The organism is Agrobacterium sp. ES01 (assembly GCF_050320885.1).
Classification (GTDB): domain Bacteria; phylum Pseudomonadota; class Alphaproteobacteria; order Rhizobiales; family Rhizobiaceae; genus Allorhizobium.
On record NZ_JBNQTH010000002.1, the window covers coordinates 157492 to 173996 of the forward strand.

Below are 16505 nucleotides of genomic sequence, written 5' to 3' on the forward strand. Positions count from 1 at the left end.
GACATCCGTCAAAGAAAACGGGCTTTGCCGGAAACGCCGGGCAGCCGGGGCTGCAGCCGGCAGCGAAGCGTCACTGCAGCAGGCATTGTCCGGATCGTCCATGAGGATTTTGGGGGCGTTGCTGGTTCAGCTGAACTGCATCATGCGCGACACAAGCCCGGCCCGATTGTCGACGCCAGCCTTGTCGAAGATGTGGATGAGGTGGGTCTTGACCGTCGCAACCCCGATCCCCAGACATTCGGCGATATCGGCATTGGTGCGGCCGCAGCACAGCAGTCTGGCAACCTCCGCCTCGCGCTGGGTCAGGTGCAGCAATGCGTTGGCCTTCTGTGCCGTGCCGGCCTTCGACCGCGGCAGCACCTCCTGGAGATTGAAGGAGATGTAGGGATGCAGCGTATCGGCCAGATGGAACTGATTGGCCGTCGGCATGGTGTCGTCAGCCGTCCACATCACGCTGATGCCGGCATAGATCTGGCTGTCGCGCTGAAAGATCAGTTCTATCGTGTTGCTGACCTGGAAGACGTCGAGGAACTGCCGGTAGAGGGCCACCTCGCTTTCGGGCGCATAGCGCCCGGCATCCATCATATTGATCACCGGACTTTGCTCATGCTCGATCTGGCGCACATGCAGCGGGTCGTGGGCATGCATCTCACGGATGTAGATTTTCAGGAACTCGGAGGGGACCCGCGAACATACAAAATTATGCAGGTTATTATTGTCATCCACGGAGTAAAACACCAGTCGGCTGGCGCCCAGCGCCCCGGAAAGCAGCCGAAAGGTCTCGTCGATGAATTCCCGCTTGCGAACTTCCGTGAAAGCCATGGCTATACTCCACAGTGCGCTAAAATGCCGCAATGCAATTATTGCTGCGATGCAACAATGGAGTCAAGCGCCTCGGCGATGAGGCCCTGGAAACACAGGGTGGAAGGGGGGTGTCAGCGGCACCTGATGGCGGCACGCGGATCGCAAAAAAGCGCGGGCATCGTCGATACCCGCGCTCCAGTTTTGCAGTGTGTCAGTTCAGTGATCGTTGTGCAGGTAACGCCCCTGACGCGGCAGGCGCAGGGCGACCAGGAAAGCGATGACCATCATCGCCGTGACATACCAGTAGAACATCTGCTCATGACCGGCCGTCTTCATCGACAGCGCGACGAATTCAGCCGAACCGCCGAAGATGGCATTGCCGATGGCATAGGCCAGACCGACACCCAAGGCGCGCACTTCCGGGGGAAACATCTCGGCTTTCACGATCCCGCTGATCGAGGTGTAAAAGCTGACGATAGCAAGCGCGAGCACGATCAGGATGCCGGCCATAAGCGGGCTTGTGACATGCTGGAGCGTTGTCAGGATCGGCAAGGTGCAAAGCGCACCCAGCGCTCCGAACAGAAGCATATTGTTGCGGCGACCGATCCGGTCCGAAAGGGCGCCGAACACGGGCTGCATGCACATATACAGAAACAGCGCCACGGTCATCACATAGCTGGCCGTCTTGACCGGCATATGGACGGTGTTGACCAGATATTTCTGCATATAGGTGGTGAAGGTGTAGAAAATCAGCGAGCCGCCGGCGGTATAACCGAGCACCGTGAGAAATGCCGGCGTGTGATGGCGAAACAGTTCCGTGATCGACCCGGCATTCTTGTTGGCACGGGTCTCGGCCTTCTGCGTCTCGGCAAGGCTGCGGCGCAGAAAGATCGAAACGATGGCCGCCAAAGCGCCGATGATGAAGGGAATACGCCAGCCCCATTGGGTGATCTCTTCCGAAGACATCAGGGATTCGATGATGACGATGACCAGCACAGCCAGCAACTGCCCGCCAATCAGTGTCACATACTGGAACGAGGCAAAGAAGCCGCGGCGACCGCGCAGCGCCACCTCCGACATATAGGTCGCCGTCGTGCCGTACTCGCCGCCCACAGAAAGGCCCTGAATAAGCCGGGCGACCAGAAGCAGGAACGGCGCAAATGCCCCGATCTGGGCATAGGTCGGCAAGACCGCGATCATCAGCGATCCGCCGCACATCATGGACACCGAAATCAGCATCGAAGACTTGCGTCCCAGACGGTCGGCAACGCGGCCGAAAATCCAGCCGCCGATCGGGCGCATCAGGAAGCCTGCAGCGAACACGCCTGCGGTCTGCAGCAATTGAACCGTCGGATCTTCGTTGGGAAAGAACGAGCTTTTGAAATAGAGCGCCGTAAAGGCATAGACGTAAAAATCGAACCACTCGACGAGATTGCCCGACGATGCCGCCATGATGGAGAAAATACGGTGCCGCGTTTCTTCGGCAGTATAGGGAGACGCAGCCTCGGCTGCGGATGTCTTGACCAAGATTTTATCCTCCTGGAACATATTGATAGGCCAATGTAATGATTAGTGTACGTACATCTATCGCGATCTGGGCAAAAGGCAATCCACAGCGCTTTGCAATCTGCAGGATAAGGGCTCACGTCATGGATTTGCAGGCGCGACGATGACGGCAGGCTGGCATCGACCGGTGCGATATCATCGATGCGCCGCGCAATGCAGCGACCCGGGCGCATGAGTGGTTTCAACGGCGCGGCTGTGTTAGACAGTGGCCGATCTTGAAAAAAGACGGCGTGTACGCTCGGCAGGAACGACAGAACAATACAATGAAGAAGCAGTATTTTAACGGCGAAAAACTCTTCGCCGTCGCCCCCATGATCGACTGGACGGACCGGAATTGCCGGTTTTTCCATCGGCAGTTGTCGGCGCATGCGCTGCTCTATACCGAAATGGTGGTGGCGGATGCGATCATCCATGGGCCGCGCGAGAGATTGTTGTCCTTTTCGCCGGAAGAACATCCGGTGGCCTTGCAACTGGGTGGCTCCGATCCGGCCAAGCTCACCGAGGCGGTGCGGATTGCCGCCGATTACGGCTATGACGAGATCAACCTGAATGTCGGCTGCCCCTCCGACCGGGTGCAGTCGGGCACATTCGGCGCCTGTCTGATGCAGACGCCGGATGTGGTGGCGGCCTGTGTGGAAGCCATGAAGGCGGTGTCGGACGTGCCGGTCACGGTCAAATGTCGCATTGGCGTTGACGACCAGGACCCGCAAACGGTGCTGCCGGATTTCCTCGCCCGCGTGATTTCCGCCGGTGCCGATGCGATCTGGATCCATGCCCGCAAGGCCTGGCTGAAGGGGTTGAGCCCCAAGGAAAACCGGGAGATTCCGCCACTCGATTACGATCTGGTCCATGCCATGAAGCGTGCAAACCCGGATGTCTTTGTCGGCATCAACGGCGGCATAACGACGCTGGACGAGGCGGCCCGACATATGGAGGTGATGGATGGCGTAATGGTCGGCAGGGCGGCCTACCACAACGCCACGCTGCTGACCGGCGTGGATTCAGCATTCTACGGCAAGACCCCGCAGGAACCCGACTGGGATCTCTTGCGCGACACCATGATGGCCTATGGCGAAAGCGTGATGGCCGGCGGCGGACGGCTGCATCATGTGACCAAGCATATGGTCGGCCTGTTCCAGGGCTATGCCGGCGCCCGCCGCTTTCGCCAGATCCTCTCCAATGACAGCACCAGGCCCGATGCTTCGCCGGAACTGATCGCCCGCGCCTTTGCGGCCGTCGATATTGCGGCAGGGCCGAAGCTGCAGGTCGCTGCCGAATAGGGTTTGTGCGGTGTGTCGGTGCCGGTCTTCGCGCCCGCAAGGGAGCGGCGTCCCGCGCCCATGGCTCGCGCTATGCAGTGGACTGGCGGCCAGATTGGCATGTTCCCGACCGCTGTATCTGCACAAGTGAGGGAGCAATTGGCACATGAGCACGATCGGGGAACGGTTTCAAATGGCGCTCGCCAGCCGCGGTGCGTCCAAGCAGATGGCATTCGCGGCGCGCATCGGCGTCGATGCCAGCCAGATCAGTCGCTGGCGCCGGGGGCGCGGCTGGACGGTGGGCAATGCGGTCCGGGTCTGCCTGATGCTGGATATTTCGGCCGACTGGTTGCTTCTGGGCCGCGGTCGTATGGATTTGCATGTCGATCCAATGCCCGCCAGGTCCGAAGACAAACTGTCCGAGGCGGCGACGCGATTGCCGCCGCCCATCATCGACGTTCTGACCAGCGTTGCAGAGACCGTTCAGGCCCAGCTGGATCACTGCCGGCACTAGCCCGCCATGGCATGAATGCCGGCAGCGATCGGCCTACTGGGAGACGAACCACAGCGCTCCCTCGTCCGGCAGGATGGAGTTCAGGATCATCGGCATGGTCTCCTGCCGTCCGTTGCGCTGATAGCACAGCACATAGCGGTTCTCTTCGTAGACCGCGTTCTGGATGTCGGGGGCCTCGGCCCAGAGCTGAACCAGTGTGCCGTCCTTCGAATATTGCCCCTTGGCCGCCGTGGCGAAGGTTGTGCTGCGTGCCCAGTTGCTGACGATGACATTGGTGACCGGCGTGAGATCGACCATTGGCGCGTCGTCGGAACTCTCGTCGGAGTTGGCACCGGTCTGCGCCGCGAGCGCGTTGCGCAGGCTGTTGCTGCCCGGCGATTTGGGGAACAGGATCTGCCCGACCTTCATGGCGTCCAGCTTGACCGAATAGGTTTCCCGGTCGGAGACGGTGATGAACAGCACGCGTTCATACTCCTGGTTGACCTCGATTTCCATCGACATCGGCAAGGCGAACATCATCTTCCCCGTCGAGGCATCCTGGATGGCAAACAGGATGGCGTAGCTGTAAGTTGTCTTGTTGCCTGTCTTCTTTTCCCAGAAGATCCAGGCATCGCCCGATTGCGTCTCCAGATCGGTGAAGGCGTCGGTGATCGCCCCGGTCATCTGTTCGACCGTTGCCGTGCCAAGGGCAACGCCCACCGCCTGCTTGAGCACCTCGACAATGCGGCTGATCATGCCCGAGACCAGCGCATTGGTCTGGCTGAGCGTCGACTGGTAGACGTTGAAAATGCCGATCTGATAGCGCTTGTCCGTGATGGGAAGGGCGGCGTTGTAATTGGCGATCAGAGTGCGCGCCTTGCCCTGGTCGAAGCGGCCAGACACCGTGTCGATGGCGTCGTTGAACAGCGCCGTCAAGGCGACCGCCTGGCTCAGATAGTCGATGTCGTCAATGGCCACGATCTCCTGGAAATTCTCGGGCAGGTTGGCGGTCATGTTGACGAACAGGAACGGCGGTCGACGCCCCCGGCACCTGGCGATGTGGCGTGCACTGACACGGTAGTCCATGGGTTTCGCTGGCGATGCGGTCATGTCGGTTCTCCTTGAGTGTTTGCTCCGTTGAGGTTGCGCCTCGACAAAAGTGTACCCCGATGAGACTGCAACCATGGGATGCTTTCGCATGCGTTACGCGCAAATCCCGTGCAGGCTGCGCAAGCGGCATGCCCATGCCGATGCTCATGCCAATGCCCATGTCCATGCCGCCCGGCCGGGTACCGCAGACCGGGAGCATCTTATTTTCGCCCCGTGCGTGGCCGAGTGAATGAGCGGACGCGATTGGTCGGTGAAAACCGCTTTGGCGTCTTGAAGCGAAGGGCGCCGGGCGGTAGGTCTGGGGCGGGCTGCAGGACGGACTGACGAATGACGGAAAACGGCGTGATCGACCCTTACGAAATGCTCGGCATCGAGCGCGACGCCAATGAACAGGCGATCAAATCGGCCTATCGCAAGGCGGCCAAGACGGCCCATCCCGATTCGGGTGGCGATGCCGAACAGTTTGCGCGCCTGCAGACGGCCTTCGACCTGCTCAAGGATCCGGTGCGCCGCCGCGTCTATGACGACACCGGTTACGATCCGCAGCTGGCCGATCCCAAGGACCTCAAGGGCCTGATGATGATCGAGACGCTGGTCAACGACTTCATTCTCGACGAGCGCGAACCCGGCAGCTTCGATCCGGTGGCCGCCATGCGCCGCAAGCTGTCGGACGACATCCTGAAAAGCCGCTTCCACATTCTGGAACTGGAACGCCACCGGGCCCGGGTGCGCAAGCACATGGACCGCCTGGGCCGCAAGCCGGAAACCGATGTGCTGGGCTCGATGCTGCGCGCCCGCTCGCAATCCATTTCCGATGCCATCAAGCAGGCCGAGACCCAGATCGAGGTGATCGAGCAGGCCTATACCATGCTGCAGGGCTATTCCTACGAACTGGATGCCGCCGACGAGGCCAAGGCGGCGGAGTAGGGCGGTTGGCCGGACCGAGCCGGGCGCCGGGCCTTCGCCTCAGGCCTCGCTTGCCGATTTCGGCTTGACCTTGCCTTCCATGCGCGCGCGCACCAGCTCGACACTGCCGCGCACATAGATGGCGGCCGGCTTGCCGCCGGCACCGGCCACGGCAAAGGTGATGATCGACACGCCTTCCTCGAAGGTGGTGATGTAAAGCACTTGATCCGGATTGATGTAAACATCCTGGTTGTGGGTGTTCTTGAAACCGATCAGTGCCATGCATGTCTCCCGTTTGACCTTGCCGCCCGCGCTTTCGATTCGCCTCAGGCAGCCCTTGCAGCTTGTTCTTTTGCCGCGATAAGGTGAATGGAAAATTACGCCTCTCCCACTATTTTGCACACGAGATCGCGGCAAGCGCCGATCACACTGTCTGGCGCCGGACAAAGCCTCTTCGCCAAGGCGCCGGTCCGGTCTAGGATGCGGTGGACAACCGATCGGCGCGGGAGAGACGAGATCATGACGCAAGCAACCGACCTGGAACGCAAGGTGGCCGCCGAGGAGGCAAGGCTGGTCTTCGACGGCTTCGACGAGGCCGCCGCCTTCGAGATCGGCTGCCGGCTGGTCGATGCCGCCCGCAGGGCCAAGGCCCCCGTGGTGATCGACATCCGCACGCCCGACCGCACCCTCTTTCACGCAGCCCTGGCCGGTGCCGCCCCCGCCAACGATCTGTGGGCGCGGCGCAAATCCAATGTGGTCTTCCATTTCCACCGCTCCTCCTATGCCGTCGGTCTGGAAAACGCCCGCAAGGACCGCAGCCTCGGCCCCGGGATCGGCCTCGACCCGATCGACTATGCCGATCACGGCGGCAGTTTCCCGGTGCGGGTGAGGGGCGTGGGCGTCGTTGCCGCCATCACCGTTTCGTGTCTGGCCAGCGCCGAGGACCACGCCATGATCGTCGCCGTGCTGGAAAGCATGCTCGGCTGACACGCCAGGCGGGGGAGAATGGGGACTGCTGTCGCGCCGCGCTGCCAGACACATCTGTTTGCTCCTCCTGTTTGCCACTTCTGTTTGCCAGTCCTGTTTGTCAGTCCTGTTTGCCAGTCCCGTTTGCGAGTGCGGTTGACCGGCGACGCCGAACGGCCGGCCGGGCGAAAACCCTCCGGTGGATGGTCTGCTGTTCTGGCCTCTCGCTTGAGAGGCGGACGGGGCGCCGGAAGCTGCCTCGATAGAACATTATAAATGGCACCTTTCGGCGCCCCGTTCGGCGGTTTTTGTCCCGGGCAACTTCGGTGCGGGCTGACACCGGCTCCACCCGATGCCTCGTCCGGCGGCTTTTCTAGCGATTGTCGGTCGCCCGCCGGATTTTAAAGGACGACGGTGTTGCACCCGCCGCCGTGGCCCTCACGCCCTGGACCCTCGCAGACCGGGACATGCGTCTTCCCCCGATCCCGAGCGCCGGCCCCGCCTCGCTGACACGCCTGTCAGTGTATCCGATGGCGGAACGGAGCCATTATCGCACGGGTTTTACGGGTGTGGAAAAATTAGGGGTGGCTGCGTTGAAATCATTGGGAAATCTGGCAGAAACGTCCAACGGGTTGGGGGTAAAAACCCGTGGGTTTTTAGGGGGGGGGCACACCATGATCGCTGACGCCCTTGACCCTGGCGCACCCGGGGTTTGAGACTTCCCCCAATCCCGAGCGCTGGCCGAAGGCCAGAAATCGATACGGTGAATCGATTCAGCGAACGGAGGCCTGAGCGCGACGCCGCGCGAAGGCTGTGAGAGGAATTGGCCGGATCAGGGCCAAACCTCAGATTTCGCAAGAGGGGGGCATGGTGACGTGGGTGCCTACGGAACCGTGCCCCTCTCCGGGAAAATCTGAAGTTTAGGCGGCTTACGCGGACCTCAAGCCTTCGATTTTCCGTCCTCCCCCGCTTGGGGGGAGACATCCCATCGCTTTGGCGAATGTTCACGCTTAAATATCTTGGTCATGCTGATCGAATGTACCCTCGCCATCGTCAAATCTATACATTTCCTGAGTCATTATTCTTTCAATTTCTTTAAAATTGTCGGGGGATGATAGCGCCTTAAGAAACCTCATCTCGTCGTCGTAGTCGTTCGGATCAAATATAGTCCAGTTAACATTTTTCTGACTCATAATTTTATTAACATCATTAATTATCATTATAGTTCTAATGAAACCAAATATATTAGTCCTATAGTTAAGCTTTTTCGAAATCTCTACAAATTTTTCCGGAATTATTTTGTTTAAATCGGATATAGTATTGATCCCAAAATTATTCAATTCTTTGACGAGCTCGGCAATCGGTGCGTTAACGTTCTCAGATATTTCTTCCAGTGGATAGTCATTTTGTCGGACCCACCCTTCAATAAACTCTGTCAAACTAATGGAGTTGATCTCGATGTCCAGGTTTCCAGCCTGGTAGCTTCGGTTCACGCTCTGAGTATAATCATCGATCTCGGTTGCTAATTCGCTAAATCCTTTATCCGCGATCTCAAGCAATCCGGCGTGAAGATATAAGCTGCGCTGAATACTACTTGGAAGTTTACCGCGAAACTTGTAAGATCGGTCGTGTGCCAATTCAGCCCACGCGTGCTGAAGCACGGTTCTGATCTGTATCTCGAACTTTAAGCTATCAAGCCCTTCAAACTCTGGAAGGGCGGATCTATTATTTCCGATGTCGCAGACAAAGTGAACGGATCTATAGCCCACTCGATCTAGAGAAAGTTTTTCATCTTTGTTGCTGCTGTTCAATTCGTCTATCGAAAATGAATTTCTTATGATTTCTGATACAGATTTTATGTCTGATTCAACAAAAAGGATTATTCGAATTCCAGATATATCTGTAATTTGTTTCGCTGGATCCTTGTAGTTTTTTCGCTTTATTTTGTCGGTTATGCTTTCTTTTGTTTTTGTTCGGCCCGAAACAGACAGGTAGTCTATTTTATTTTGCTCAATTAAATTCTTGAGTATGCTCTCAACCGAGGCCGTTAGTCGTCGGTGCTTCGGAAGTAAATCGTCAATTTCTCGTTCAAAGTCCATGTTTCACGTCTATCCACGGGTTGCACTTCGCTTCGCCTGCAACACTTATTGCGGTTGCAGTCTTTGATGCAAGGGCGATAGTCCCATTTTGCTTTTTATGAATTGCTATCAATCCCGCTACACCCATGTCATGTCAGCTTTTGTCGATCGTGTTGCACTAGCCCGCCGCCGACTCTCGCGCATGTCCTGAACGCAAGTTCATCTATTACGCCCAGCGCAACAGCCGTCTCACGCTGCGGGTACGGTTGCGCCACGTGGCGGTCATGTAGCTCAGGATATCAGAGAGCAGCGTTACGGGGGCTTGCCTTGTGGCCGTGGATGCCCCTCTCTTGGAATTTCTAGCACTTAGCTGTGCTAAGATGCTGAAATTCTGTTCTCCCCCGCAAAGGGGGAGATAACCTACCGCCCCGGTCGTCCCGTCTTCCCCTTCGTCCTTGCCTTGCGCTTGCCGTCAGCAGGGTCCTCGTAGGAGCCCGTGCCGACCTTGCCGCGCACCTGCGGGCGCGGGTCGTTGGGCTGCCGAGGGATTATCCTTTTCGATCCATTCGCCGATCTGGCGCAAACGGGAAAGGGCACGCTTTGTATAGCGCATCCGTGGCATCATGCGCCGCGGGTGTCGGCCCCGCAGCGCGCGAGAACGGCATGCACCTCGTCATCGGAGGCGAAATCGCCTCTTTCGGCTTCGGCAAGGCCGGCCTCGATCTCTTCCAGTTGCCATTCTTCGCGTGCGACAAAATCCCGGATCGCATCGGCGGCGACACTGTCGCTGCTGCGCGCGAGCTTTTCTGCCAGCCGGTCAAGGCGAGCGGCGGTTTCCTCGGGGATGACGACGGTAATTTGGTTCATAGCCTGACCTCCGGTCGCATCGATTATGGGCGCTTGGCGACTGTCGTCAAGATGGTGGGTGGAGGACGCTTTGCCCCCTCACCAAGTTCGCCATGCCAATCAGCTTTGCCTCTTGGGGCGAACTATCCTCTCCCACAAGGGGAGAGGAGGGGATGGTGACGTGGATGGCGTTCACCTCTCCCCTTGTGGGAGAGGAAGCGATTTCTGCGTCTTGGCGCAGCCAAGTGCTAGAAATCGCAGGTGAGGGGGATGTGAGGCGGGCGTGACCTGCCCCCTCACCAACAAAATCCAAGACCTGGCTGCGCCAAGACCTTGATTTTGTAACCTCTCCCACAAAGGGAGAGGCGGTATCGCGTGGGGCTCACCGTCCCGGCCGGCCGGTCTTGCCCTTGCTGCGCTTCTGCCGCCTGGCGTCGCCCTCGTCCTCATAGGAGCCTGTGCCCACCTTGCCGCGCACCAGCGGGCGCGGGTCGTCGGGCTGCCCCTCGCCAACCCTGCCCGCAGGGGGGAGGGCGCTGGTTGTGCCTGCCGGCTTGTCCGGGACCTTGCCGGTGACCGGCTTTTCCGTGCGGCCGACGGTCATTTCGTCGAGATCGTTTTTCCGGAACAGGCTTTTGCCGGCGGGTTTGGCCATGTCGGTGCCCGGTCCCATATCGTCGAGCGAGGGCTTGGCGAAATAGGAGGACGAGGCCTGCGGCTTGCCGCTCTTGGAGCGGCCGGACAGGGAGATGCGGGGTTGGTCGACAGACCCCTCGCCAACCTTCCCCACAGGGGGGAGGGCGTTCGTTGCGCTTGCGGCGGCCTTGCGGCTTCCTCCACCGCTCTCCACTGCCTTGGCCTCCTGCCTGGCCATGGGATCGTCCATGGCGGCCAGTTCGGCGGCCTTGAGGCGCTTGATCTCGTCGCGCAGGCGCGCGGCCTTTTCGAAGTCGAGATCGGCTGCGGCGTCGCGCATGTCCTTTTCCAGCGCGTTGAGATGGGTCTGCAGATTGTTGCCGACCAGATGGCCGCCATCGGCAAAGCCCTTGGCCCCGCTGGCCCCGGAAATGTCGGCACGGACATGGTCGCGCTCGTAGACCGAATCGAGAATGTCGGAAATGCGGGCCTTGACCGATTCCGGCGTGATGCCGTGTTCGGTGTTGAAGGCCATCTGCTTTTCGCGCCGGCGCGCGGTCTCGTCCATGGCGCGCTGCATGGAGCCGGTGATCTTGTCGGCATAGAGGATGACCTTGCCGTCGACATTACGCGCCGCACGGCCGATGGTCTGCACCAGCGAGGTTTCCGAGCGCAGAAACCCTTCCTTGTCGGCATCGAGAATGGCAACGAAGCCGCATTCGGGGATGTCGAGACCCTCGCGCAGCAAGTTGATGCCGACCAGCACGTCGAAGGCGCCGAGGCGCAGGTCGCGGATGATCTCGATGCGCTCCAGCGTGTCGATGTCGGAATGCATGTAGCGCACGCGCACGCCCTGTTCATGCAGGTATTCGGTCAAGTCCTCGGCCATGCGCTTGGTGAGCACGGTGCACAGCGTGCGGTAGCCCTTGGCCGCGGTGTCGCGGATTTCGCCCAGCACGTCGTCGACCTGGGTCTTGGCGGCGCGCACCTCGACCGGCGGATCGATCAGGCCGGTCGGGCGGATCACCTGTTCGGCAAAGACGCCGCCGGATTCTTCCAGCTCCCAGCTGCCGGGCGTGGCCGAGACGGCAACCGTCTGCGGGCGCATGGCGTCCCATTCCTCGAAGCGCAAGGGCCGGTTGTCCATGCAGGACGGCAGGCGGAAGCCGTATTCGGCAAGCGTTGCCTTACGCCTGAAGTCGCCGCGATACATGCCGCCGATCTGGGAGACGGAGACATGGCTCTCGTCGATGAAGAGCAGGGCGTTGTCGGGGATGTATTCGAACAAGGTTGGCGGCGGCTCGCCGGGGGCGCGGCCGGTCAAGTAACGCGAATAGTTCTCGATGCCGGCGCAGGCACCGGTTGCCTCCATCATCTCGATATCGTAGCGGGTGCGCTGTTCCAGACGCTGGGCTTCGAGCAGGCGGCCGCCCTTTTCCAGCTCGGCCAGACGGATTTTCAGCTCTTCCTTGATCGCCTTGATGGCGCCGTTCAGCGTCGGGCGCGGCGTGACATAGTGGGAATTGGCGTAGATCTTGACCGACTTCATGTCGCCGGTCTTCTTGCCGGTCAGCGGATCGAATTCGGTGATGCTCTCGATCTCGTCGCCGAACATGGAGATGCGCCAGGCGGCATCTTCCAGGTGGGCCGGGAAGATCTCGATGGTATCGCCGCGCACGCGAAACGAGCCGCGCACGAAATTGATGTCCTGGCGCTTGTATTGCTGGGCCACCAGATCGGCCATCAGCTGGCGCTGGTCGAGCCGGTCGCCAACCGACATCTGGAAGGTCATGGCGGTATAGGTCTCCACCGAGCCGATACCGTAGATGCAGGAGACCGAGGCGACGATGATGCAGTCGTCGCGCTCGAGGATGGCGCGGGTGGCGGCGTGCCGCATGCGGTCGATCTGTTCGTTGATCGAGCTCTCCTTCTCGATGAAGGTATCCGAGCGCGGCACATAGGCTTCCGGCTGGTAATAGTCGTAATAGGAGACGAAATATTCCACCGCATTGTCGGGGAAGAAGTTCTTGAACTCGGAATAGAGCTGCGCGGCGAGCGTCTTGTTGGGCGCGAGGATGACGGCGGGGCGCTGGGTCGCCTCGATCACCTTGGCCATGGTGAAGGTCTTGCCCGAGCCGGTGACGCCGAGCAGGACCTGGGTGCGGTCGTCATTGGAGATGCCCTCGACCAGATCCTTGATCGCGGTCGGCTGGTCGCCGGCCGGTTCGTAGTCGGAGGCCATGCGGATCTTGATGCCGCCCTCGGATTTGTCGGGCCGGGCCGGGCGGTGCGGGGTCCAGATCTTGCCGTCCTTAAACAGCGGATTGCCGCTTTCGATCAGCGAGGACAGGGCCTCGACCGTGGCGGTGACGGCCCCGGGGGCCAGCGTCTGCGCCTCCTCCAGGCTCACATCCATGCCCGCGACCGGATTGAGGCCGGCGGCGGCCCGCGTCTTCGGATCGGAGGATGCGCCCATGGAGGTGCCGCGCGCGGAGCGGCTGGCGGTGGTGTTCTTGTTGAGGCTGACGGTTTCGGAATGCTTGCGCGCGGCATTCTCGACCTTCTTGCGGTGCTTGCCGGCCTTGGAAGCCACCTCGCGCTGCGTTTCCACCGTGGACGACTCGGCTTCGGCCTCGAGCTGCTTCACCCAGTCGGAGACGCTGCCGCCTGCGGGCGCGCCTTCGAATGCGGATTGCGGGGCTTCCTCGAAGCCGTGCGCTGCGCTTGCGGACGCATCGCCCTGCTGTTTCGGATCGGATTTTTTCGCTGATCTTGCCATGGGGGGAATATGGAGAAGCCCCTCCGGAAAGGAAAGGGGGCGGGCCGCGAAAATCGGAACAAAGGTGCAACGGGCAGCGACCATGCTGACAGGTTCTGGTTGCGCAAGGCGACCTCAGGCCACCGCCTTCTTCGCCTCTGCGGTATCGACAGCGCTCTTGCGCGCGGCAAGCCAGGCGCGCAGGGCATCGGCCGACATGGGGCGGGCGAAATGATAGCCCTGGGCGATCTTGCAGCCCAGCATCAGCAGCATGTCGGCATCGGTCTGGTTTTCCACGCCTTCGACGACGATTTCGATGGAGAGCGCATGCCCGAGGCCGACCAGCGCCAGGATCAGTTCCTGGTTGGCACGCGATCCGGTCACGCCCTGGACGAAACTGCGGTCGATCTTCAAGCGGTCGACCTGCAGGCTGATCAGATAGGCGAGCGACGAGTGCCCCATGCCGAAATCGTCCACGGCCAGCTTGAACCCGGCATTCTCCATGCGCTTGAGCTGTTCGCCGGCGCCCTCGGCATCGAGAATGGCTTCCTCGGTGATTTCGATTTCCAGCAGCGAATGGGTGATGCCATGGGCTTCTGTCACGGTTTGCAGCACATCGGCCACCGAATAATGGGCGAATTCGCGCGGCGATATGTTGAGGCCGACGGTGGCCTCGGGCAGGCCGAGCTCCGGCAGTTCGGTAAGCAGGCGGCACACGGCATGGGCGATATAGATCGTCAGCTGGTCGGCGATATGCAGAGACTGGGCCGCCTGGATGACTTCCGGTGGAGACACGGACCCCAGTTGTGGATGAAACCAGCGCAGCAGCGCCTCGAAACCCAGAACCTCCCTGGTATCGAGCGCCATTTGCGGCTGGAACCAGACTTCGAGCGCATTGGCCTCGATGGCGCGGGCGAGATCCTGTTCGATCACGCGCTGGCGCTCCACATGGGTCTTCATTGCCGGATCGAAGGCGCGCACGCAGCGGCGGCCGGATTCCTTGGCGGCATAAAGGGCAAGATCGGCACAGGCCAGGAGATCGTCTGCATTTTGGGCGTGATGCGGATAACCGCCAAGCCCGATGCTGAGGTGAACCACCATCGCCGCGCCGCCGACCGAGATCGGGCGCTCGCTGAGTTCGATGATGCGGTTGGCATAGGCGCGCGCATCGACCGTTGCCATGGGACCCTTGACCAGGACTGCAAACTCGTCTCCGCCGATCCGGGCAATCATGCCGTGATCCTGGACCGCGGAGGTCAACCTGTCGGCAATTTCCTTCAGCACCCGGTCGCCGGCGCTGTGGCCGAGGGTGTCGTTGATCTGCTTGAAATGATCGAGGTCGATCAACAGCAGGGCGACTTCGGATTTGTCCCGGGCTGCGGCAGCAAGATCGGTCGACACGCGGTCGTTGAAGCTGGCCCGGTTGGCCAGACCCGTCACGGGATCGTAATTGGCGATCTGTTCCAGGCGTGCATTGGCCTGGGTGATATCCTCATTGGCCTGCGCCAGGGAGTCTGCGAGTGCCGTGGCACGCAGTCTGACAACTTCGCTCTCGAAAAAGGTCTGCTGTGCGCCAAGGCTGCTGCGCACCAGAATGACGACGAGCGCGAACACATTGGAGGCAAGAATATAGGCGGTAGCGCTGCCGTTCCCCAGCAGCGAGATGAAGATGGCCGACTGGATGGGCAAGGCGAAGACCATCGACATGGGGAAGCAGACGATGCCCCGCACCACGGAGCCGCTGGATATGCCGAGCATCACCAGCAGGATCGCAACATCGCTGGTGCTGCCATCGAAGTTGGGAATGATGAAGGGCAGACATGTCCATGTCAGGCCAGATGCCAGCGAACCGGCGATCAATGTCCGCAACACGAGATGCGGTCTCGTGTGAACGAGCGAGGTTCTTGCAAATATGGCAACCGAGACGCCACGCAAAATCAGTGTGGCCAGCACCACGCCGAGCCAGATCGTGACTGCCTTGGATGGACCATGGGTTATGATGGCAACCGCCGCCGCGGACACGGCGATCATTGCATTAGCAAGGGTCGTCGCGAGATGGCTGGAAAACAGGATACGTACCTGTGCCCGCTGAATCTCGGGAAGAAAATGTTGGCGATCACTTTCTTCTATCGATGCCACCAGGCACTGTTCTCCCGAAATTCGATTGCATTGAAGCGCGCGCCAGTGCACGCGGCTCATCCCGCTGGACCGTTGCATATATTCAATAATAATATTTTAATGGTCGGCAGCGACGGGGCTCGATCCCGGTGCGAACCGCAACGTTCGCTTGTCATGCGCGCCGGGCGCGCACGCGATCTCGGGCGAGCCTCTACATCTTCTCCTTGATGCCTGCTGCGACCAGATACCAGTTGACCGGATAGCTGGTGATGAAACCGCAGATCATGGCGATCTGCATGGCAAACCAGAATTCGAAGCTGTTGACGGAGGCTTCCGCTCCGAAGGCGGCTGGAAAGATCCACAGCTGTAGGGCGGCCATGGCGCCATACATGCCGACCTGCCACGACAGCAAGGACAGCGTGTCGGCTTTCAACGCCGCGATGATTCCCTCCGCCGGAGTGAGATTGCGCATGGGGACGATAGCCAGATATTGAAAGATCACGCCGAAGCCGAAGGCAAAGATGAAATCGAGAATCCAGACCGCGAACATCTTTTCCGAAAACAGTGTCTGCCAGCCAAGAGCGATGGCAACGCCCGGAACCGCAAAGGCCAGCCATTCGGCGATGACGTCACCGATCATGCAGCCGCTACCGCAGTGAAGCGCGCCTTTGCCGACCATGATGTAAAAGGGCGTCTCGCCCATGTCCCGCATGTCTTCACCGCCGGCACCGGTTTTTGCCATCATGTGGTGATGGGAATGGCGTCGGTAACGCCAATAGACCAGAAGCAGGGGGATCGTGCCGAAGAGAGCGGTGACAGGCCAGACCACGTTCATGATCGCCATATGCTGGGGATGTTTGACGACATCGAAGAGGATGATCAGAGCCGTGATGACGCCGAGGGAGATCGCCGCAACGGCCAAAAGATGGAACCAGTCTGGAAACATTGTTTCCTCCTCTGCGCGA

13 protein-coding genes are annotated in these 16505 nt (G+C 60.1%); 4 read left to right on the plus strand and 9 right to left on the minus strand.

The genetic code is table 11. The annotated features are described in order from the left end of the window. Positions 1–126: 126 nt before the first annotated feature. Positions 127–822: a response regulator transcription factor gene (locus ACQQ2Q_RS08630; protein WP_428186654.1), complete on the minus strand. Its 696-nt coding sequence runs from the start codon at positions 820–822 to the stop codon at positions 127–129. Between the two features lie 198 nt (positions 823–1020). Then, positions 1021–2352, minus strand: coding sequence for an MFS family transporter (locus tag ACQQ2Q_RS08635; RefSeq protein WP_428186655.1), 1332 nt, complete (start codon positions 2350–2352; stop codon positions 1021–1023). Positions 2353–2633: 281 nt separating this feature from the next. On the opposite strand from ACQQ2Q_RS08635, the gene dusA reads away from it, so the two are divergent. Together dusA and ACQQ2Q_RS08645 are read left to right on the plus strand one after the other, a co-directional pair. Then, positions 2634–3650 (plus strand): tRNA dihydrouridine(20/20a) synthase DusA, encoded by a 1017-nt coding sequence (dusA, locus tag ACQQ2Q_RS08640; RefSeq protein WP_428186656.1) that lies wholly within the window; start codon positions 2634–2636, stop codon positions 3648–3650. A gap of 145 nt (positions 3651–3795) precedes the next feature. Next, a complete protein-coding gene (locus tag ACQQ2Q_RS08645; RefSeq protein WP_428186657.1) occupies positions 3796–4143 on the plus strand; it encodes a helix-turn-helix domain-containing protein in 348 nt (115 codons plus the stop codon). 33 nt (positions 4144–4176) lie between these two features. Here the strand turns inward: ACQQ2Q_RS08645 and ACQQ2Q_RS08650 are convergent, their stop codons facing one another. Next, the gene (locus ACQQ2Q_RS08650) at positions 4177–5232 is read right to left on the minus strand and encodes a hypothetical protein (protein ID WP_428186658.1); all 1056 of its coding nucleotides are present in this window, start codon (positions 5230–5232) and stop codon (positions 4177–4179) included. A 327-nt stretch (positions 5233–5559) separates the two neighbouring features. Between ACQQ2Q_RS08650 and ACQQ2Q_RS08655 the strand changes: the two genes are divergently transcribed. Next, positions 5560–6159 (plus strand): J domain-containing protein, encoded by a 600-nt coding sequence (locus tag ACQQ2Q_RS08655; protein ID WP_428186659.1) that lies wholly within the window; start codon positions 5560–5562, stop codon positions 6157–6159. A gap of 39 nt (positions 6160–6198) precedes the next feature. Here ACQQ2Q_RS08655 and ACQQ2Q_RS08660 read toward each other — a convergent pair whose 3' ends face one another. Beyond that, on the minus strand, positions 6199–6420 hold the full coding sequence (locus ACQQ2Q_RS08660) for a hypothetical protein (RefSeq protein ID WP_428186660.1): 222 nt from the start codon (positions 6418–6420) through the stop codon (positions 6199–6201). A gap of 237 nt (positions 6421–6657) precedes the next feature. Here ACQQ2Q_RS08660 and ACQQ2Q_RS08665 point away from each other — a divergent pair, with 237 nt between their 5' ends. Next, positions 6658–7125 (plus strand): heme-degrading domain-containing protein, encoded by a 468-nt coding sequence (locus tag ACQQ2Q_RS08665; RefSeq protein ID WP_428186661.1) that lies wholly within the window; start codon positions 6658–6660, stop codon positions 7123–7125. Positions 7126–8114: 989 nt separating this feature from the next. Here ACQQ2Q_RS08665 and ACQQ2Q_RS08670 read toward each other — a convergent pair. From ACQQ2Q_RS08670 to ACQQ2Q_RS08690, 5 genes are all read right to left on the minus strand, one after another. Beyond that, the gene (locus ACQQ2Q_RS08670) at positions 8115–9203 is read right to left on the minus strand and encodes a GTP pyrophosphokinase (RefSeq protein WP_428186662.1); all 1089 of its coding nucleotides are present in this window, start codon (positions 9201–9203) and stop codon (positions 8115–8117) included. A gap of 600 nt (positions 9204–9803) precedes the next feature. Next, positions 9804–10049, minus strand: coding sequence for a CopG family ribbon-helix-helix protein (locus ACQQ2Q_RS08675; protein ID WP_428186663.1), 246 nt, complete (start codon positions 10047–10049; stop codon positions 9804–9806). 361 nt (positions 10050–10410) lie between these two features. After that, positions 10411–13443, minus strand: coding sequence for an excinuclease ABC subunit UvrB (gene uvrB, locus ACQQ2Q_RS08680; protein WP_428186791.1), 3033 nt, complete (start codon positions 13441–13443; stop codon positions 10411–10413). Positions 13444–13557: 114 nt separating this feature from the next. Then, positions 13558–15561, minus strand: coding sequence for a putative bifunctional diguanylate cyclase/phosphodiesterase (locus ACQQ2Q_RS08685; protein WP_428186664.1), 2004 nt, complete (start codon positions 15559–15561; stop codon positions 13558–13560). 190 nt (positions 15562–15751) lie between these two features. Continuing rightward, on the minus strand, positions 15752–16486 hold the full coding sequence (locus ACQQ2Q_RS08690; RefSeq protein WP_428186665.1) for a DUF4396 domain-containing protein: 735 nt from the start codon (positions 16484–16486) through the stop codon (positions 15752–15754). Positions 16487–16505: the final 19 nt, after the last annotated feature.

Coding starts and splice junctions, on each gene's coding strand:
- ACQQ2Q_RS08660 (WP_428186660.1), bottom strand. CDS start 6,420: ATGGCACTGATCGGTTTCAAGAACACCCACAACCAGGATGTTTACATC.
- ACQQ2Q_RS08690 (WP_428186665.1), bottom strand. CDS start 16,486: ATGTTTCCAGACTGGTTCCATCTTTTGGCCGTTGCGGCGATCTCCCTC.
- uvrB (WP_428186791.1), bottom strand. CDS start 13,443: ATGGCAAGATCAGCGAAAAAATCCGATCCGAAACAGCAGGGCGATGCG.
- ACQQ2Q_RS08645 (WP_428186657.1), top strand. CDS start 3,796: ATGAGCACGATCGGGGAACGGTTTCAAATGGCGCTCGCCAGCCGCGGT.
- ACQQ2Q_RS08635 (WP_428186655.1), bottom strand. CDS start 2,352: ATGTTCCAGGAGGATAAAATCTTGGTCAAGACATCCGCAGCCGAGGCT.
- ACQQ2Q_RS08655 (WP_428186659.1), top strand. CDS start 5,560: ATGACGGAAAACGGCGTGATCGACCCTTACGAAATGCTCGGCATCGAG.
- dusA (WP_428186656.1), top strand. CDS start 2,634: ATGAAGAAGCAGTATTTTAACGGCGAAAAACTCTTCGCCGTCGCCCCC.
- ACQQ2Q_RS08665 (WP_428186661.1), top strand. CDS start 6,658: ATGACGCAAGCAACCGACCTGGAACGCAAGGTGGCCGCCGAGGAGGCA.
- ACQQ2Q_RS08675 (WP_428186663.1), bottom strand. CDS start 10,049: ATGAACCAAATTACCGTCGTCATCCCCGAGGAAACCGCCGCTCGCCTT.
- ACQQ2Q_RS08670 (WP_428186662.1), bottom strand. CDS start 9,203: ATGGACTTTGAACGAGAAATTGACGATTTACTTCCGAAGCACCGACGA.
- ACQQ2Q_RS08630 (WP_428186654.1), bottom strand. CDS start 822: ATGGCTTTCACGGAAGTTCGCAAGCGGGAATTCATCGACGAGACCTTT.
- ACQQ2Q_RS08650 (WP_428186658.1), bottom strand. CDS start 5,232: ATGACCGCATCGCCAGCGAAACCCATGGACTACCGTGTCAGTGCACGC.